The sequence below is a fragment of the Vannielia litorea genome (genome assembly GCF_019801175.1).
GTDB classification, from domain to species: domain Bacteria; phylum Pseudomonadota; class Alphaproteobacteria; order Rhodobacterales; family Rhodobacteraceae; genus Vannielia; species Vannielia litorea_B.
The window spans coordinates 3,088,468-3,106,722 of record NZ_JAHVJR010000001.1; the positions used below are offsets into that span (position 1 = coordinate 3,088,468).

Consider the following 18,255-nt stretch of genomic DNA (forward strand, 5'->3'; position numbering starts at 1 on the left):
TGCCCGGCGCCCCACTTTCCTACCCTCTAGCAACAGGCCATTCGCGCATGTCCAGTAAAGCTCTGCCCCAAATCCCGAGCGACCCCTTTGAATGCCTCTGCCAAGGGTGCGAGCGCCCGTGGGAGGTGGATGTGGACCCCTTCGAGGTGGCCGAGCGCACCTGGTACGTCGGCAACGGCTGGGTCGGCGCCTACCTGCTCGATACCGGCGCGGGGCTAGTGCTGATCGACACCACGATGCAGCCGCAGGTCTACCTGCTGTTCGAGGCGATCCGGAAGCTGGGGCTGGACCCGGCAGACATCGAGCTGATCCTCATCAGCCACATGCACTACGACCACATCGGCGGTGTTCGCGCCTTGGTGGAGGCGACCGGCGCGCGGGTGATGATGAGCCGCGAGGACTGGGACTTCATGCAGGAGCGGCCCGACCAGATCTTTGCCAGCGGCTACCCCTGCGGCAGCTTCACGCCCGATGCCTTCTTCTCCGATGACACGCCCGTCGAGCTTGGCGACCGCAGGGTCCGCACCGTGCTGACTCCGGGCCACACGCCGGGCACCACCTCGTTCTTCTTCGAGGCGGGTGGACTGCTCTGCGGCATGCACGGCGGCGTTGGCCTGAACACGTTGGGCGATGCCTTTCTGGCCGAGAGCGGCCTGCCGGTGAGCGCCCGTAACGATTACCTCGCCTCCATGCTGAAGGTCCGCGCCATTCCGGTGCAGGTCACCCTCGGCTCGCATCCCGCGCAGGTGGGCATGCTGGAGAAGGTCGAGGCCATCCGGCCCGGCCATAATCCGTTTCACGACCCGGCGATCTGGCACGGGTTGATCGACGGCCGCATCGCGCAGGTCCGCACCCTGATGGGAGAGGCGGCATGAGTTACTCCTTCGACATGACGCCTGAGGCGCAACTGGCTCTGGCCGAAGAGCTGCGCGGCGGCACCCTTTTGCCCCCCACCATCACCCCCGAGATGGAGGCCGACCTCGCTGCCGTCACGGTCGAGGAAATCGCCGTGCCCACCCGCGTTGGCCCCTCGCGGGTGATGAAGGTCACCGCCGCCGAGGGCACCACCCCGCGCCCCTGTTTCATCAATTTCCACGGCGGCGGCTTCGTGCGGCCCTACCACCGGCGCGACACGATCTTCTGCGCCCAGCTGGCCCGCGCCACCGGGGCGCTGGTGCTGGATGTCGACTACCGCCTCGCCCCCGAACATCCCTTCCCCACCGGCTTGCATGAGTGCCACGATGTGGTGGCCTGGGCCTTCGAAAATGCCGACACGCTCGGGATCGACGCAAACCGCATCGCCATCGGCGGCCACTCGGCGGGCGGCAACTTCACCGCCTCGATCTGCCAGATGGTGGCCGAGAGCGGCGCTTTCCGCCCCTGCGGCCAAGTGCTGGATTACCCGTTTCTCGATGCCGCCACCCCGCCCGAAGACAAGGTGGACCCGCGCTCGATCATGCCTGCCGAGCGGATGCACGCCTTCAACGTGCTCTACTGCCAGCAGCCCGACAACATGGCCAACCCTCTGGTCTCACCCGTGCTGGCCGCGCCCGAGCACCTGCACGGCCAGCCGCCCGCGCTGATGCTGGTGGCCGGGCTCGACCCGCTGCGCCACGAGGCGCACCGCTACGCAGGGCAGCTCATCGCCGCAGGCGTCGATATCGCCGTGCATCAGTTCGACGATTGCGACCACGGCTGGGTGGTCAGCGGCAAGGCCCGCCACGAGGAGGCGCGGGCTCTCATCTTCGGCTGGCTGCAAAGGCTCTACGGATAAGCGTTTCAACAGGGAGGACACCATGAAACCACGCAAACTGATCGGCGCCGCACTGGCGCTGGCCCTCGGCGCAACCGGCGCACTGGCGGCCGAATGGCCCGACGGGCCGGTGCAGATCATCGTGCCGTCCAAACCCGGCGGCGGCACCGATGTGATGGCCCGCATCTTCGCCGACTACCTCGGCCGCGAAACCGGCGGCGATGTGGTCGTGGTCAACGTCGATGGCGGCGGCGGCTCGATCGCCTACAATCAGGTGATGACCGCCGCGCCCGACGGGCAAACTATTCTCTACAATCACACCGGCCTGCTGGCGGGCTACCACACCGGCCACTCCGATATCGGGCTGGATGACTTCACCACCATCGGCGTTGCCCAGAGCTACGCACCGCAGGTCTATGCCGTGGCCCCCGATGCGCCTTGGGACACGATGAAAGACTTCATGGAGGACGCCCGCGCCAACCCCGGTGAGCGCACCGTGGCCGTCTCGCTCGGGCGGACGACCCATTTCATCGCCGGGCTGATCATGATGAACGAGGATGTCGACCTGAAGCTGCTGGAGGCCTCCGCCGAGGTCGACAAGGTGGCCGCCATCCAGGGCGGGCATATCGAGATGGGCAATCTCGGCGCAGGCTCGGCCAAGCAGTATGAGCAGGCCGGTGACATGAAGGTGCTCTGCCTGCTCGACCCCGAGCCGCACCCGGCCTACCCGGAATACGAAACCTGCGTGCAGCAGGGCGTCAACGTGAGCTGGCTGGCGCCGCTGGTGCTCTGGGGGCCGAAGGGGATGGATGCGGAGCTGGTGCAAACCATCAACGCCGCCACCGCCGGTATGGCCGAGGACGCCACCGCGCGGGAGGCCCTCAAGAAGGCCGACAGCGTGTTCACCTACTATGATGTCGGCGGCGCTGCCGATCTGATGGCCTCGGAAGATGCCAAGATCAAGGCGCTGGCCGAAAAGCTTGGCCTCGCACGCTGACCGCATCACAAGACGCGTGTGAAGCCATATCGCGGGGGCCGCGGCCGACCGGCCCCCGCGACTTTTGGGAGGAACCATGATGAACACCGAAAAACCGCTCGGAGCCGGGCTGATCGCCTTCGGGGCCGCCGGGATCTGGGCGACCCTGCAGATCAGCGTGCGCACCTTCAACGACGATCCGGGGCCACAGCTCTTTCCGATCCTCGGGTTCTCGCTGCTGGTGCTCTGCGGGCTGGGCATGCTGCTGACCCGTGCGCGCCAATCCAAGGTGCTCACCGAGGCCGAGGCCGATGCGGTTCAGGAAGCGCGCAGCAGCACCCTGCGCGGCGTGGTCATGGCTGGGCTGCTGGTGGCCTACTCCCTCGCGCTCTGGATCTTCGGCTACTACATCGCCACGCCGCTCATGGTTTACGCCTTCTACCACACCATCGCCGGGCCGGAGCGCCGGGTCTGGTGGCGCGGGGCGCTCTATGCCGCCGCCGTCACCCTCGGCGTCCATCTCGTGTTCGCCGAAATGCTGAACACCCTCCTGCCCACCGGCCTCCTCTTCTGATCTGACAGGCACCTCGCCATGCAAGACATCCTCGCCAGCTTCGGCACCCTGCTCGCCCCGACGACCTTCATGGTCATCATCCTCTCCACCGCGCTCGGCATCGTACTGGGCGCGATCCCCGGCCTCTCCGGCGGGCTCGGCGTGGCACTGCTGCTGCCGATCACCTTCGGGATGCCGCCCGAGGTCGGGCTGGCGATGCTGGTCTCGATCTGGGTCGGCGGGGTCTCTGGCGCGATGATCGGCTCGATCCTGCTGGGCATCCCCGGCTCGCCCTCGGCCATCGCCACCACGTTTGACGGCTACCCGATGACCCGCAATGGCCAAGCCGTGAAGGCGCTCGGCGCGGCAATCACCGCCTCCTTCATCGGCACCTTCCTGTCGATCCTCATCGCCATGGCCGCCTCGCCGCTGATGGCCCGGCTGGCGCTGAAGATGGGGCCTTGGGAGTATTTCTCGCTCGGCTTCTGCGCCATCTCGCTGGTAGCCGCCCTCTCGCGCGGCTCGATCTTTCATGGCCTCGCCGCCGCCGCGCTGGGTCTCGTGCTCGCCTCCGTCGGCTTCGCCCCGATCGACGGCTACCCCCGCTTCACCTTCGGCAACATCTACCTGAACGGCGGGTTTGACCTGATTCCGCTGATGCTCGGCTTTTTCGCCCTCAAGCAGATCGTGCAGGATTACGCGCAGGGCCAGCAGCAGGTGCCCGAGGTCGACGCGCGCGATATCAAGGGCTTCGGCGTGAGCTGGCAGGAATACCGCGACAATACATGGAACATGATCCGCTCGTTCTTCATCGGCCTCTGGATCGGCTTCTTGCCCGGCATGGGCGCGGCGCTCTCCAACATGGTGGCCTATGCGCAGGCCAAATCGGCCAGCAAGCACCCGGAGAAGTTCGGCAAGGGCTGCGTCGATGGCGTCTTCGCCTCGGAGACCTCCAACAACGCCTCGGTCGGCGGCTCGCTCATTCCGATGGTGGCGCTCGGCATCCCCGGCGATGGGGTGACGGCGATCCTGCTGGGCGGGCTGATGATCCACGGCGTTCAGGCCGGGCCGCTGCTCTTCAACAACAACCCCGAGATCGTCTACGCGCTTTTCCTCACTGCCCTCATCGCCGCCGCACTGGTGCTGGTGATGCAGTTCTGGGGCATGCGCCTGTTCCCAGCGATCCTGAAGATCCCCTATCACTACCTCTACCCGGCCATCGTGGTGCTGGGCTTCATGGGCGTCTTCGTCGGCTCCTCCACTGCCTTCAACTACGTGCTGCTGCTGGGCTTCGCCGCCCTCGGGCTGGCGATGGACAAGCTGCGGCTGCCCATCGGCCCCTTCATCCTCGCCTTCATCCTCGCGCCCATGCTCGAGCTGAACCTGCGGCGCGGGATGACCTATACCGACGACGGCATCCTGCCCTTCTTCACGCGCCCGATCTCCGGCCTGCTTTTGCTGGCGGCGGTGCTCAGCATCGTCTCGCCTTTCCTGATGCCGTGGATCAAGGAGATGCGGCGCAAACGGGCCGAGGGCTGAGCGCTCAGGCGGCCCGTTTCTTCAACCGGGTCGCCGCCCGGCGCGGCGCAAGCGGGCGCGGGGTGAGCGGGGTTACGTTGTCGGGCAAGGCGCTTGGCCGGTAAGTAGCGACGACGAGTGCGCGGAGCACCAGAACGGTGGCAACCACGGCGGCCAGCGAAACAACGTCCGCCCCGCCCGCCAGCAACTCCTCCACCGTCACGCCGCCCTGAAGCAGCCGCCACATGCCAACAAGGCTCCCCGCCGCAGCCAGCGGAAAGAGCCCGGTGAGCAGGGCCAGAAACATCGAGCCCCAGAAATCGCTGCGCAGGCGGCTGGTGGGGCGGGTGCGAACGTTCATGCCATAGAGCGCCACGGCGCAGAAAAGCGCGATGAGGCCGGCGATCAGGGACGCGGTGTGAAGCATGGTGCTGTCTTTCGAAAATGGCGCACGGAGAAAGCCGTGACCGGGAAGAAGGGGATGCGGGGCATGCGCCTTGGATCGCGCAGTGGCGCGGGCCACGGCAGCGCGGGCAGCAGGCAATCGGTCCGGCAAAGGATAGCGCTCAAGATGCACCCACATGCGCCCGGTCCTGTCGCGGGCACGGCGACGGTCCGTCGAAGGTGGCAAGACGCGGGCGCCAAGGCGGCCCGTGGATGGTCTGCGGCGGTTGCGCAGAATATCTGCCTGAGCGGCGCAAGCTGCAAGCGGTCCGTGCAGAAATATTTCACCTCGCGCCAATTGTTTTGCCGCCCGTCGCCCCCACTTTCCGAGGGTGCCGGGCCGTGCTGCGCCCCGGCCTCCTGCCAGCCTCCCCGGGAGACTCTGCCTTGGTCCTTTACGCCCCATACGCTGCGGCCCGGCCCGCCCCATGACGCAGCTGGAAGCCGCAGCGCCCCTCCTTGCCCAGCGCCCCGGTCGGCGCCTTTCGGAAGTCTTGCGCGATCTGCGGGCGGGCGAGGGTGCGCGGGTGTCTGTCGGCGATATCGTCAGCGGCCTGCGCGACCGCAGCTTTGCCCCGCTGATGGTACTCTTCGCCGCGCCCAACGTGTTTCTGTTCATCCCCGGATCGTCGATCTTCACCGGCCTGCCGCTCATGGTGCTGGCGGTGCAGCTCATGCTCGGGCGGCCCGATGTGTGGCTGCCGCAGTTCGTCGCCCGCCGCTCCATCGAGCGGGCCGCCTTCGGGCGAATGGTCAATGCCTCTGTGCCCTATATCGAGCGGGTCGAACGGCTCGCCCGCCCTCGCTGGTGGCCCCGCTCCTACCTGCTGGCCGAACGGCTGATCGGGCTGACCACACTGATCATGTCGGTGTTCCTGTTTCTGCCGATCCCCTTCGCCAACGGCCTGCCCGCCCTCTCCATCATCATGCTGGCACTGGGCCTGAGCGAGCGTGACGGATACTGGCTGGCCGCCGGACTGGTGCTGAGTCTCGCCTCCACCGCACTGGTCGCAGGTATGGTCTCTGTCGGTGCTCTGGCGGTGCTCACCTTCCTGTTCTGACCGCAGCAACAAGCCGGTAAAGCGGCGCAAATTCGGCATAACGCCCTGTTTTAAATGCACGAAAATGTATCATCCGATATGAGTTGACATATCAATCCGCCTCCGTATCGTAGAGTGAGTTGAATCATCAACTCCGCGTCCAGGGAGGGATGCGGGACTTCAGGGAGGATATTCCATGACACGCGCCATCCGCGCGGCCCTCGTGGCCGTGACAGCTACCCTTTTGCCTGCCGCCAGCCCGGCAGACACCATCAAGGTCGGGGTCGTCGCCCCCTTTTCCGGCCCCTTCGCCATCTACGGCAAACAGTACCAAGAGGCGGTGGAAACCTACGTCGCCCAGCACGGCACCAGCGCCGGCGAGCACGAGATCGAGTTCATCTACAAGGATGTCGGCGGGCCAAACCCCGACCAGTCCCGCGCACTGGCGCAGGAGCTGCTGATCCGCGATCAGGTCGACTATCTCGCAGGCTTCACCTTCACCCCCAACGCGCTCGCCGTCGGCCCGCTGATCGAGCAGAGCCAGACGCCCACGGTGATCTTCAACGCCGCCACCTCCTCGATCAACAAGGAGAGCGAATTCTACCTGCGCACAAGCTACACGCTCTGGCAGGTCTCCGCCCCGCTGGCAGAATGGGCCTATGACCAGGGCATGCGCACCGTCGCCACCACGGTCACCGACTATGGCCCCGGCATCGACGCGGAAAACGCCTTCAAGGCCGCTTTCGAGGCCAAGGGCGGCGAGGTGGTGGACGCGATCCGCATGCCGCTTTCGACCACCGATTTCACCCCCTTCATCCAGCGCGTCCGCGATGCCGCGCCCGATGCGGTCTTCACCTTTCTGCCGGGCGGCCCGCCCACCTTTACCTACACCAAGACTTACAACGAGAACGGTCTTGCCGAGGCGGGCATCAAGTTTCTCGGCACCGCCGAGACCGAAGAGGTGAACCTGCAAGGGCTGGGCGATGCCGCCATCGGGCTGACCACCGCCTACCACTACTCCGGCGCCCACGACTCCGACGAGAACCGCGCCTTTCAGGCCAAGCTGACCGAGCTGTTCCCGGATGCCATCGCCAACTGGGCTTCGGTCGGCGCCTATGACGGCACCCACCTGATCTACCAGATGGTCGCCGCCGCCGGAACCGACGGCCCCGGTGCCGTGGAAGCCGCCAAGACGCTGGAATGGGAGAGCCCGCGCGGTCCGGTGAAGATGGACCCGGAGACGCGCACGCTGATCCAGAACGTCTACATCCGCGAAGTCGCCCGCGACGAGGCCACCGGCCAGTTGGTGAACCGTGAGACCGGCGTGATCGCCACCGTGGGCGACCTCGGCTGGGACAAGTGATCCTCCCGCCCCGGGCTGGTCTCCCGGCCCGGGGCAAATCCAGCGAAGTGAAAGCCAGATGACCCTATTCCTCAACATCCTCGTCGACGGCGTGGCCTACGGCATGATCCTCTTCATGATCTCCGTCGGCCTCTCGGTCACCATGGGCCTGATGCGGGTGGTGAACCTCGCCCACGGCGGCTTCGCCCTGCTGGGCGGCACCTTCGCACATTGGTTCGCGGCCGAACTGGGCCTGCCCTTCTGGCCTGCGCTGGTGCTGGCCGTCACGCTCACCGTGGCCCTCTCGCTGCCGCTGGAGCGGGTGATCTACCGCCGGATCTACGGCTTCACCGATCTGCAACAGGTGCTCGCCACCATAGGCCTGACCTTCCTGATGATCGCCTCCGTGAACCTCTGGCAGGGCTCAAGCCTGCTGCCCGTACCGCTGCCCGAGGGGCTTAAAGCGACCGTCGATCTGGGCTTCCGCACCCTCCCCGCCCACCGGCTGATGGTGATCGCCGCCGGGCTCGCCGTGGTGCTCGGCCTCTGGTGGCTCCTCGAGCGCACCCGCTTCGGCATTCGCCTGCGCGCAGCGGTCGACAATCGCGGCACCGCCTCCGCCCACGGCATCAACACCGACCGCATCTTCATGGCCGCCTTCGGCCTCGGCGCGGGCCTCGCGGCGCTTGGCGGCGTGCTCGGCGCAGAGATCCTGCCAATCGATGCCTACTACCCGCTGCGCTACATGGTGCTCTTCCTCATCGTCGTGGCAGTCGGCGGCATGGGCTCCATCGCAGGCAGCTTCCTCGCCGCCATCGGCCTCGGCCTCCTGGAAACCGCGGCCCGTTACCTCGCGCCCGACTTCGCCACCATACTCTTCTTCGCGCTGGTCATGGCGCTGCTGGCGCTACGCCCGAACGGGCTGATCGTGAGGGCCCAATGATGAACCGTATCGCCCCCTTCGCCCTGCTGGCGCTTGCCGTCGCGCTCTACTTTGCGCTGCCCTACAACCTCGCCTTCCTCACCCGCATCCTGATCATGGCGGTGCTGGTGCTCTCGCTCGATCTCGTGCTCGGCTTCGCGGGCATCGCCACTCTCGGGCAGGCCGCCTTCTACGGCGCCGGGGCCTATGCCGCCGGTCTCTTCGCCATCCACGCCTGGGCCGATCCAATCGCCGGGCTGGTGGTGGCGGGTGTCGCCGGGGCGGTTCTGGCCTTCATCTCCGGCCTGATCGTGCTGCGCGCCCACGGGCTGACGCTGATCATGCTCACCATCGCTGTTGCCGCGATCTGCCACGAGATCGCCAACAAGGCGCGTGACATCACCGGCGGCGCCGACGGGCTGCGCGGCATCCGGATGGAGCCGGTGCTGGGCCTCTTCGAGTTCGATTTCGTCGGGCAGACCGGCTTCTGGTATGCCCTCGCCGTCCTCGCCGTGGTCTTCACCTTCCTCACCCTTCTCACCCGCGCGCCCTTTGGCCTTTCGCTGCGCGGCATCCACGAAAGCCCCGAGCGCATGGCCGCCATCGGCACCTCCGTCTACTGGCGGCGCGTCGCGGCCTACACGCTCGGCGGGGCCATCGCGGGCGTGGCCGGCGCGCTCTCGGCGCAGGTGACCCAACTCGTGAGCCTCGAGTCCTTCTCCTTCACCCTCTCCGCCGAAGCGCTGATCATGCTCATCCTCGGTGGCACGGGCAGGCTCTACGGCGCGGTGCTGGGCACGCTGGTCTTCATGTTCGTCCACCACTGGGCCGCCGCGAACGACCCGTTCAACTGGCTCTTCGTCATCGGCGCGCTGGTGCTGGCGGTGGTCTTCTTCCTGCCACGCGGGCTGGTCGCGGTGCCGACCGCCCTGAAACGTCTGGGAGGCCAAAATGCAGGGTCTTGAAGTCCGTGGCCTTTCCAAGCGTTTCGGCGGCCTCACCGTGTCGGAGAACATCGACTTCGACCTGCGCCCCGGCGACCGCAAGGCGCTGATCGGCCCCAACGGGGCAGGCAAGAGCACCTTCTCCAACCTCGTCACCGGCATCCTGCCGCCCTCTTCGGGGACCATCCGCTTTGACGGGGTGGATATCGGCAAGCTGAACGAGGCCCAACGGGTCAAGCGCGGCATCGCCAAGACCTTCCAGATCACCACACTGTTCCGCGACCTGACGGTGCGCGAAAACCTGCGCCTGCCGATCCTCGAGCGGCAGGGCCGGGGCTTTGCCATGTTCCGCCGCGCCGATGGCAATGGCGAGACAGAGGCTGAGGTGGCCGCGCTGATCGACGCCTTCGCGCTGGAGCCTCTGGCCGACAAGCGCGTGGCCGATCTCGCCTATGGCCAGCAACGCCTCGTCGAACTGGCCCTGACCCTCGCCCTCAAGCCCCGCGTCCTAATCCTCGACGAACCCGCCGCCGGGGTGCCCTCCTCCGAAACCCACCTGATCGTGCAGGCCATCGAGGCCCTGCCGCCTGACCTCGCGGTGCTCATCATCGAGCACGATATGGACCTCGTCTTTCGCGTCGCTGCGCAAATCGTCGTGCTGGTGCAGGGCCGCATCCTGACCGAAGGCACGCCGCAGGAGATCGCCGCCAACGCGCAGGTCCGCGAGCTTTATCTCGGAGGCCACGGCCATGACTGATGCGCTCACCCTCACCGATGTTACCGCAGGCTACGGCCCGACCCATGTGCTGAACGGCATCTCTCTCAGCATCCCACAGGGCGAACGCCTCGCCGTGATCGGCCGCAATGGCGCGGGCAAAACCACTCTGCTCGCCACAATGATGGGCCTCACCAAGCTGCACGGCGGCACCATCGCGCTGAACGGCCAGCCCGTCACCACCCTCCCGCCTCACAAGCGCAACGCCGCTGGCCTCGGACTCGTCCCGCAAACCCGTGACATCTTCAAATCACTCTCGGTCGAGGAAAACCTCCTCGCCGCCCAGCGCGACACCGCCACGCTCGACGAGGCCTACACCCTCTTCCCCCGGCTCAAGGAGCGGCGGCGCAACGGCGGCGGGCAGCTCTCGGGCGGCGAACAGCAGATGCTCGCCATCGCCCGCACCCTGATGACCGGCCCGCAAACCCTGCTGCTCGACGAGCCGCTCGAGGGCCTCGCCCCGGTGATCTGCGAGCAACTGATGGAGGTCTTCGAGCGCCTCGCCGCCGAGGGGCGCACCGTGGTGCTGGTCGAGCAGCACGCCGAGGCCGCCCTCTCCTTCGCCAGCCGCGCCCTGATCATGACCGGCGGCGCCATCGTCCACGATGGCCCCGCCGCCGCGCTCAAGGGGTCCGACCTGCTGGAGCGCCACATCGGCGTTGCGCTGGCCACATGATAGCAAAGGACACGACAATGGACCTGATCGAAGGCCACGCCCCGCTGGCCCCCAGCGACGACATTCCGGTGCTCGATATCGACCCCTATGAGGAGGCGGTGCTGGCCGACCCCTTCCCCTACTACGCCCAACTGCGCGAGACCGGGCCGGTGGTGTTCATCCCCCGCTACCAGGTGCTCGCCGTGGGCCGCTACGAGGAGACCAAGGCCACCTTCTCCGACCACGAGAACTTCGTGTCGTCGCGCGGCATCGGTTTCAACGACTTCAAGCTCGAAAAGCCCTGGCGACCGCCGTCGATCATCCTCGAGGCCGACCCGCCCGATCACACCAAGACCCGCCGGGTGATGTCCAAGGCCCTCTCGCCCAAGGTGGTCCGTGGGCTGATGGACGATTTCCGCAGCACCGCGGAAGAGGTGGTCGACGGGCTGCTGGAGCGGTCCGAGATCGAGGGTGTGGTGGATTTGGCAGAGGCCTTCCCAACCCGCGTCTTCCCCCGCGCCGTGGGCATGCGCGATGTGCACGCCCGCCACCTCGTGGATTACGGCGCCATCGTCTTCAACGCGGTCGGCCCCGACAATGCCCTGCGCCGCGGCGCCATGGCCCGCGCCCCCGAGGTCGCTGCCTGGATCAACGCCGCCTGCGCCCGCGACCGGCTTACTGGCGAGGGCCTCGGCGCGCTGGTCTACAAGGCCGCCGACGCGGGCGAGATCACGCCCGACGAGGCCGCCATGCTGGTGCGCAGCTTCCTCTCCGCCGGGGTCGACACCACCGTCACCGGCATCGGCAACGCGCTCTGGTGCTTCTCGCAGAACCCGGACCAGTGGGAGGCGCTAAAGGCCGACCCCTCGCTCGCTCGCCCCGCCTTCGAGGAGGTGCTGCGCATCACTTCACCGGTCCACACCTTCCTGCGCACCGCCAATGTGGACACCGAGATCGCCGGCCACCCGGTGCCCGAGAGCGCCAAGGTGCTCTGCGTGCTCGGCGCCGCCAACATGGACCCGGACAAGTGGGGCGACCCGGAGGCCTTCCGGATCGACCGCCGCCCTGTCGGCCACATGGCCTTTGGCGCAGGCATCCACGGCTGCGTGGGCCAGAACATCGCCCGCGGCGAGCTGGAGGCGCTGCTCACCGTCATGGCCGACAAGGTCGCCCGGATCGAACCGGCGGGCGAGGCCGTCTGGCGGCCCAACAACGCCATCCGAGCGCTCGACCGCCTGCCACTCAAACTCATCCCGAAATAGAGGACGCCCCCGTGAAAGTAACCTACATCCAGCCCGACGGCAGCGAACAGACCGTAGAGGCCAAACCCGGCGACAGCGTGATGCAAGCCGCCATCGCCGCGAACGTCCCCGGCATCGTCGCCGAATGCGGCGGCTCGATGGCCTGCGCCACCTGCCATGTCTATGTCGATGACGCATGGACCAGCCGCACCGGTACCCGCTCGGAGAGCGAGGAAGACATGCTCGATTGCGCCATGTCCGAGATGAAGGACAGCTCCCGCCTCTCCTGCCAGCTCCGCCTCACCGATGAGATGGACGGGCTGACCGTGCATATCCCCGAGGAGCAGTTCTGAGCGCCGCCGCCCCCGTGACACGGCGGCCGAACCCGGCTATCGGTGAGCGCTTGAAAGGTGCCCCCGCATGACACGTGCCGACCAGATCAAAGCCGCGCCCGAGCGCCTCAACGCGCCCACCCGCGACCGCGAGGGCGCGGAAATCCTAGACATCGACTACTATGTGCCGTTCCTGCTGAACGCAGTGGCGAGCGCATGGGGGCGGCAGACCTCGGCGATCTACCGGCGCGATTTCGGCCTCGGCCTGACCGACTGGCGCGTGGTCGCCATGCTCAACATCGAGCCCGGCATCACCGCCAGCCGCATCTGCGACGTGATCCGCATGGACAAGGCCGCCGTCAGCCGCTCGCTCAAAACGCTGAACGAGATGGGCCACCTGCGCCACGAACAGCCCGGGCCGGACCCGCGCAAGCGGCTCTGGTGGCTCTCCGAGCGCGGCCTGCAGGTCCACGCCGATATCCTCGCCGTGGCCCTTGGCTGCGAGGCCGATCTGATCAAGGGCATCGCGCCCGAAGACCTCGAGGTTTTCCTGAAGGTCATGCGGCAGATGCTCACCAACATCGACCCCAAGTAGCCCGCCCGGCAAGCCCATGAGATCGATGCACTGGTCACGCCGGGCGCGCGGCAGACCGTGCCCTAGCCTGCGACCCGGCGATCAGCCTTCGGCCTCCGGCAACCGCTGCCGCGCAATCGCCGCATGAACCTTGGCCCCATGCAGCAGCGCCGCATCGTTGAAATCGTACTTCGGGCTGTGCAGCGGCGCCGAGGCCTCGCCGTTGCCGATGAAGGCAAAGCAGCCCGGCACGTGCGCCAGAAACTGCGCAAAATCTTCCGAGGCGGTCATCGGCGCGGGCATCTCGCGCACTTCGCGCGACACCGGCCCAGCCGCGCGCAGCGTTTCACCGGCCAGCTCGCCGTCATTCACCAGCGGGATGAACTCCCGCGTGTAGGCCACCTCTGCCGCCACCCCATGCGAGGCGGCAACGCCCGCCGTAATCGACCGCATCTCCGCCTCGATCTGCGCCGACACCTCCGGCCTGAAACTGCGCGCATCCCCAAGGATAAGCGCCTCCCCCGGCAGCGCATTGCGGGTGCCATCCGTGCGCAGCTCGGTGACGGAGACCACGGCAATTTCCGCCGGGTCGAGCCGCCGGGAGACGATGGCCTGCAACTCCAGAACCAGCGCGCAGGCGGGCACCATGACCTCGCGCCCAACATGCGGTCGCGCCGCATGGCCGCCCTCGCCCGTCAGCGTGATCTCGAAGATATCCTCCGCCGACATCAGCGCGCCGCCCCGCGTTTCGAGCGTGCCCACCGGCAGGCCCGGCATGTTGTGCAGCCCGAAGACCTCATCGAAGGGGAAGCGCGCCATCAGCCCGTCCTCCAGCATCGCCAACGCCCCCCGGCCCCACTCCTCGGCAGGCTGGAAGATGAACCGGATCGTGCCGTCAAACCCGCCCTCTTCGGCCAGTATCTTCGCTGCGCCCAGCAGCATGGCGGTATGCCCGTCATGCCCGCAGGCGTGCATCACCCCGGGGGTGGCAGAGGCCCAGTCGGCCCCCGTCGCCTCGGTGATCCGCAGGGCATCCATATCGGCCCGCAGCCCGATGGCGCGGTTGGAGCTGCCGCGCCTGAGCGTGCCCACAACCCCCGTGCCGCCGATCCCCTCTGCCACCTCCAGCCCGAGGCCACGCAGCACCTTGGCCACAAAGCCCGCCGTCCGCGCCTCCTCGAATCCGAACTCGGGGTCGCGGTGCAGCGCGCGCCGCCAGCCCGTCATCTCCCGTTCAAGGGCGTCCATATCCGTCATCGGCTCAGGCTCCATGCGACGTCGAGCAAAACATTCGCCCCGGCCACGAGGTCAGCCTCGGCGGTGAATTCCGCCGGATTGTGGCTGATCCCACCACGCGAGGGCACGAAGATCATCGCAGATGGCGCGACGCGGGCAATCATCTGCGCGTCATGCCCGGCCCCCGAGGTCATCCGCCGGTGCGCAAGCTGCCGCCCCTGCGCCGCCGCCTCGATCCGGGCTACGATCTCCGGGTCAAACAGCACAGGCTCGAACCGCGCCAGCCGCTCGGTCGCCACCTCGAAGCCCTCGCTGCGCAATTCATCGAGCAGCCCGCCCAGCGCGGCCTCCTGCGCCGTCAGCCGGGCCTCGTCGGGGTTGCGCAGATCGACTGTGAAGCGCGCGGCAGCGGGGATCACGTTGATCGCGCCCGGCACCAGCTCAATGGTGCCCACCGTCGCCACCGCGCCCTCCATCTCCCGCGCCATCCGGTCCAGAAAGCACATCACCCGCGCCGCCGCCACGCCGGCATCGCGCCGCAGCGCCATCGGCGTCGTTCCGGCATGGTTGGCGGTGCCGCCAATCGTCACCCGCTGCCACGAGATGCCTTGAAGGCTCTCCACCACGCCAAGGCCAAGCCCCTCCGCCTCCAGCACCGGCCCCTGCTCCACATGCAGCTCGACATAGGCATGGGGCGTGATGAACCCCGGTTCCCGGTCCCCTGCATAGCCGATCCGCGCCAGTTCCTCGCCCAGCGTGGTGCCATCTGTGCCCACCGTGGCCAGCGCCTCCTCCGCCGTCATCCCCCCGGCGGCAACGAGGCTGCCCATCATGTCGGGCGCGTAGCGCACGCCCTCCTCGTTGGTGTAGGCCACAACCGCCAAGGGCCGCGCGGGCCCTGCGCCGCCCGCCTGCAACGCCTCGATCACCGCCAACCCGGCCAGCACGCCGAGGCAGCCATCATAGACGCCCGCGTCGATCACCGTGTCGATGTGCGACCCCATCACCACCGGATCGCCCTGCGCGCCCTCCGGCACCCAGAGGCCGTGGATATTGCCGATCCGGTCGATCTCGATCCGCAGGCCCGCAGCGCTCATCCAATCGCAGAGCAGGTCGCGCCCCGCCTTGTCGGCATCGCTCCCCGCCAGCCGTGTCAGCCGCCCCGCGTCATCGCGGCCCGCCTCGCCCAACGCCTCCAGCCGGTAGACAAGCCGCGCCCCGTCAATCGCCAGCGTCATCCGCCCGCTCCTTGCAGCACCGCCTCCGGCGCCCGCCCCACCAACTCGGCATAGAGCGCAGGGTCGGTCGCCCCCTCGGTGTTGATCACCAGCAGCCGCGCGTCCGGACCAAGCCCGATGCCGGCCGCCAGCTCCGCGTCCCGCAGCACTGCAATCGCCCCGGCCAGCCCGACGCCGCCACTCTCCCCGGCCACCACCGGCGGGTCGCCCGCCACCAGAGCGGCGAGGCGGCGCATCACCTCAACGGCATCCTCCTCGCTCACGGTCATGAACCCGTCCGCCACCCGCTCAAGCACCCTGAAGGCCACCAGAGAGGGCTCGTAGCACTCGAGCATCGCCATCACCGTTGGCGCGCCTTCGGCCACCTTCACAACCGCCCCGGCCTCGGCGCTGGCATAAAGGCAGGCCGCCCGCGCGGGGTCGACCACCGTCACATGCGGGCGGGCCTCGCCCAGCAGCACCGCCAGATGCCCCGCCACCGCCGCCGCAAACCCGCCAACCCCGGCCTGAAGGAACACATGGGTCGGCGGCTCCGGCAATTCGGCCAGCGCCTCCTGCACGATCGCGGTGTAGCCCTGCATGACGAGGCCGGGGATATGCTCGTACCCCGGCCATGAGGTGTCAGACAGCACGGTCCACCCCTCTCGCTCCGAGACCCGCGCCGCCTCTGCAACGCTGTCGTCGTAATTGCCCGCAACCCGGATGATCTCCGCCCCGAAGCCCGCGATCGAGTCGATCCGCCCTTGGCTCACGCCCGCATGGACAAAGATCACAGCCCGCGCGCCCATGATCTGCGCCCCCTGCGCAACCGAGCGCCCGTGGTTGCCATCGGTCGCGCAGGCAAAGCTCATCGTCGCCGCAATCGCCCGCACTTCCTCCGAGAGCAGTTCCTCCAGCGCCACCCTGCGCGCCAGCCGCCGCTCGGCCTCGGCCTGCACCAGCCGCATCAGCGCATAGGCTCCGCCCAGCGCCTTGAAGCTGCCCAGACCAAGCCGCTGCCCTTCATCCTTCAGGTGAATCGCCCCCAGCCCAAGCTCACCCGCCAGCCCCGGCAAGGCCACAAGCGGCGTGGCCTCATTGTGCGCCCGCAGCGCCAGAACCTGCGCAACCGCCCGGGCCCCCTCGCGCCCGAGCGTTTCGGCATCGCGCGGGTCCAGCGGCGTGGCGTGGTTGGGCAGTCGGTTGTGCAAATACATCGGCATCTCCCTGGCTGCCTGAGTAATTACTCCACCACGGGCGAGATTTGCGCTGCATTTTGCCCGCCTTCGTGCAAGTTTGTTTCACATGACCCCGCTCGACAGTTACGACCTTGCGATCCTCCGCATCCTCCAGCGCAACAACGCCACGCCCCAGCGCGCCATTGGCGAGGCCGTCAACCTCTCCGCGCCCTCAGTGCAGCGGCGGATCAAGCGGATGGAGGCCGAGGGCGTGATCGCGGCCAATGTCGCGGTCGTCGCGCCCGACCGGGTCGGCCTGCCTCTCACGATCTTCGCGCAGGTCGAGCTGGTCAGCGAAACCCCTGACGATATCGACACGATGAAGCGCCGCTTCCGCGAGGCCCCCGAGGTACAGCAGTGCTTCTACGTGACCGGCGAGGCCGATTTCATGCTGGTGCTCGTGGTCGAGAGCATGGCCGCCTACGAGGAGTTCACCCGCCGGGCCTTCTTCGCGGGCGGCAACGTCCGCAAGTTCCGCACCTTCGTGTCGATGGACGCCGTGAAGAGCGGCAGCAGCCTGAATATCTGAGAGCGCGCCAATAGCGGCCCCGCGTCACGGCCACTGGGCAAAAGAGACTTCCTCGGTCCGCTGGCGATAGAGCGGCGTGTACTTCCGCCTGAACTGCGCCGGGGCCAGCTGCTCATGGCGCTTGAAGAACCGTGTGAAATAGGCGGCATCCCCAAACCCGAGCCGATAGCCCACCTCCGCCACCCGAAGGTTGGTGGTGACCAGCAGCGCCTTCGCCTCCTCCATCAGCCTGCGCTGGATATGCGCGTGCGGCGGCACCCCGATGGCCCCGCGCACCGCCGTGTTCAGGCTGTCGCGTGAAATGCCGATCCGGCTGGCGTATTCGGCGATGGTCCAATGGTTCTGCATGTGCAGCTCAACGAGGCTGAGGAAGCTGTCCGAAATCCGGTGCGGCGCCTGCTCGACCGATTGCCGCGGCGGGGCGGCCGCGCGCCAGATGTCGATCAGCATCAGCGAGATGCAATGGTGCAGCACCGTCTCGCTGCCCGGCGGCGCCTCGCGCAGCTCGGTGTCGATCTTCTCGAAAAGGGTCGTGACCGAGGCGATCATCTTGGGCGAGATGTCCGACAGGAAGATCCGGCGGCTTACCGCTTGGCGCACATGGGCCGAGAGCGCATCGGTCGGCATCGCCCGACCAAGCGCGCGTTCGGGCAGGCGGGCCAGAAAGCCCCGCGCCCCGGCGGCCAGCGAGATCCGGGTCCACCAGCCGGTCGGCGCCCAGATCAGGCAGGGGCCGGCCACCTCCCGCTCCACCTCGTCGGAAATGAAAGTGCCGCGCCCCGCCAGCAGCAACAGCATCACCGCCCGCCCGCCCGAGGTGCCAAACTCGGTCGTGGTCAGCTCACTCCTGATCCGCTGTGCCTCAACCGCCTGCCGCTCCATCGCATCCCTCCCGCGTCTCTCCGTCAAAAGTGCAATTTATTCCTCAAAATGTCTATTCCGGCTGCCGCATTGCAGGCGTAGGCT

General features: G+C 67.7%; 20 protein-coding genes. 15 read left to right on the forward strand and 5 right to left on the reverse strand.

Annotated elements, in window-relative coordinates; genetic code table 11:
* The first annotated feature begins 47 nt into the window (after window positions 1-47).
* The 5 genes from KUV38_RS15130 (at window position 48) to KUV38_RS15150 (ending at window position 4,821) form a co-directional block, all read left to right on the forward strand.
* The gene (locus tag KUV38_RS15130; RefSeq protein ID WP_222470842.1) at window positions 48-875 is read left to right on the forward strand and encodes an MBL fold metallo-hydrolase; all 828 of its coding nucleotides are present in this window, start codon (window positions 48-50) and stop codon (window positions 873-875) included.
* Window positions 872-1,774 carry an alpha/beta hydrolase gene (locus KUV38_RS15135; RefSeq protein WP_222470843.1) on the forward strand — a complete coding sequence of 301 codons (903 nt, stop codon included), beginning with the start codon at window positions 872-874 and terminating at the stop codon, window positions 1,772-1,774. The genes KUV38_RS15130 and KUV38_RS15135 overlap by 4 nt, the downstream gene beginning before the upstream one ends.
* Before the next feature lie 22 nt (window positions 1,775-1,796).
* Complete coding sequence (locus KUV38_RS15140; protein ID WP_222470844.1) at window positions 1,797-2,750, forward strand: tripartite tricarboxylate transporter substrate binding protein; 954 nt, start codon at window positions 1,797-1,799, stop codon at window positions 2,748-2,750.
* Window positions 2,751-2,826: 76 nt separating this feature from the next.
* Complete coding sequence (locus KUV38_RS15145) at window positions 2,827-3,303, forward strand: tripartite tricarboxylate transporter TctB family protein (protein WP_222470845.1); 477 nt, start codon at window positions 2,827-2,829, stop codon at window positions 3,301-3,303.
* A gap of 18 nt (window positions 3,304-3,321) precedes the next feature.
* Window positions 3,322-4,821 carry a tripartite tricarboxylate transporter permease gene (locus tag KUV38_RS15150; protein ID WP_222470846.1) on the forward strand — a complete coding sequence of 500 codons (1,500 nt, stop codon included), beginning with the start codon at window positions 3,322-3,324 and terminating at the stop codon, window positions 4,819-4,821.
* A 4-nt stretch (window positions 4,822-4,825) separates the two neighbouring features.
* Here the strand turns inward: KUV38_RS15150 and KUV38_RS15155 are convergent, their stop codons facing one another.
* Window positions 4,826-5,227, reverse strand: coding sequence for a hypothetical protein (locus KUV38_RS15155; protein WP_222470847.1), 402 nt, complete (start codon window positions 5,225-5,227; stop codon window positions 4,826-4,828).
* 445 nt (window positions 5,228-5,672) lie between these two features.
* Between KUV38_RS15155 and KUV38_RS15160 the strand changes: the two genes are divergently transcribed.
* The 9 genes from KUV38_RS15160 to KUV38_RS15200 all read left to right on the forward strand — a co-directional run bounded on the left by KUV38_RS15160 (window position 5,673) and on the right by KUV38_RS15200 (window position 13,090).
* A complete protein-coding gene (locus tag KUV38_RS15160; RefSeq protein WP_222470848.1) occupies window positions 5,673-6,305 on the forward strand; it encodes an exopolysaccharide biosynthesis protein in 633 nt (210 codons plus the stop codon).
* Between the two features lie 175 nt (window positions 6,306-6,480).
* The gene (locus KUV38_RS15165; RefSeq protein ID WP_222470849.1) at window positions 6,481-7,647 is read left to right on the forward strand and encodes an ABC transporter substrate-binding protein; all 1,167 of its coding nucleotides are present in this window, start codon (window positions 6,481-6,483) and stop codon (window positions 7,645-7,647) included.
* 58 nt (window positions 7,648-7,705) lie between these two features.
* A complete protein-coding gene (locus tag KUV38_RS15170) occupies window positions 7,706-8,569 on the forward strand; it encodes a branched-chain amino acid ABC transporter permease (protein WP_222470850.1) in 864 nt (287 codons plus the stop codon).
* On the forward strand, window positions 8,569-9,513 hold the full coding sequence (locus tag KUV38_RS15175; RefSeq protein WP_222470851.1) for a branched-chain amino acid ABC transporter permease: 945 nt from the start codon (window positions 8,569-8,571) through the stop codon (window positions 9,511-9,513). Before KUV38_RS15170 ends, KUV38_RS15175 begins: the two co-directional genes overlap by 1 nt.
* Window positions 9,500-10,249, forward strand: a complete 750-nt coding sequence (locus tag KUV38_RS15180; RefSeq protein WP_222470852.1) for an ABC transporter ATP-binding protein — start codon at window positions 9,500-9,502, stop codon at window positions 10,247-10,249. The genes KUV38_RS15175 and KUV38_RS15180 overlap by 14 nt, the downstream gene beginning before the upstream one ends.
* Window positions 10,242-10,943: an ABC transporter ATP-binding protein gene (locus KUV38_RS15185; protein ID WP_222470853.1), complete on the forward strand. Its 702-nt coding sequence runs from the start codon at window positions 10,242-10,244 to the stop codon at window positions 10,941-10,943. The genes KUV38_RS15180 and KUV38_RS15185 overlap by 8 nt, the downstream gene beginning before the upstream one ends.
* 17 nt (window positions 10,944-10,960) lie before the next feature.
* Window positions 10,961-12,184, forward strand: coding sequence for a cytochrome P450 (locus KUV38_RS15190; RefSeq protein ID WP_222470854.1), 1,224 nt, complete (start codon window positions 10,961-10,963; stop codon window positions 12,182-12,184).
* Between the two features lie 11 nt (window positions 12,185-12,195).
* Entirely contained in the window at window positions 12,196-12,516 is a 321-nt protein-coding gene (locus KUV38_RS15195; RefSeq protein WP_222470855.1) for a 2Fe-2S iron-sulfur cluster-binding protein, read from the forward strand.
* Between the two features lie 67 nt (window positions 12,517-12,583).
* A complete protein-coding gene (locus tag KUV38_RS15200; RefSeq protein WP_222470856.1) occupies window positions 12,584-13,090 on the forward strand; it encodes a MarR family winged helix-turn-helix transcriptional regulator in 507 nt (168 codons plus the stop codon).
* A gap of 81 nt (window positions 13,091-13,171) precedes the next feature.
* Here KUV38_RS15200 and KUV38_RS15205 read toward each other — a convergent pair whose 3' ends face one another.
* From KUV38_RS15205 to KUV38_RS15215, 3 genes are read right to left on the reverse strand one after another with little or no spacing between them, the layout of a single operon-like run.
* Window positions 13,172-14,326 carry an amidohydrolase gene (locus KUV38_RS15205; RefSeq protein ID WP_315898636.1) on the reverse strand — a complete coding sequence of 385 codons (1,155 nt, stop codon included), beginning with the start codon at window positions 14,324-14,326 and terminating at the stop codon, window positions 13,172-13,174.
* Entirely contained in the window at window positions 14,323-15,543 is a 1,221-nt protein-coding gene (locus KUV38_RS15210; RefSeq protein WP_222470857.1) for a Zn-dependent hydrolase, read from the reverse strand. Before KUV38_RS15210 ends, KUV38_RS15205 begins: the two co-directional genes overlap by 4 nt.
* Window positions 15,540-16,739 carry a diaminopropionate ammonia-lyase gene (locus KUV38_RS15215; protein WP_222470858.1) on the reverse strand — a complete coding sequence of 400 codons (1,200 nt, stop codon included), beginning with the start codon at window positions 16,737-16,739 and terminating at the stop codon, window positions 15,540-15,542. The genes KUV38_RS15210 and KUV38_RS15215 overlap by 4 nt, the downstream gene beginning before the upstream one ends.
* Before the next feature lie 88 nt (window positions 16,740-16,827).
* Here KUV38_RS15215 and KUV38_RS15220 point away from each other — a divergent pair, with 88 nt between their 5' ends.
* Window positions 16,828-17,289, forward strand: coding sequence for an Lrp/AsnC family transcriptional regulator (locus KUV38_RS15220; protein WP_222470859.1), 462 nt, complete (start codon window positions 16,828-16,830; stop codon window positions 17,287-17,289).
* A gap of 24 nt (window positions 17,290-17,313) precedes the next feature.
* On the opposite strand, the gene KUV38_RS15225 is transcribed toward KUV38_RS15220, so the two are convergent.
* Window positions 17,314-18,171 (reverse strand): helix-turn-helix domain-containing protein, encoded by an 858-nt coding sequence (locus KUV38_RS15225; RefSeq protein ID WP_222470860.1) that lies wholly within the window; start codon window positions 18,169-18,171, stop codon window positions 17,314-17,316.
* Window positions 18,172-18,255 lie beyond the last annotated feature (84 nt).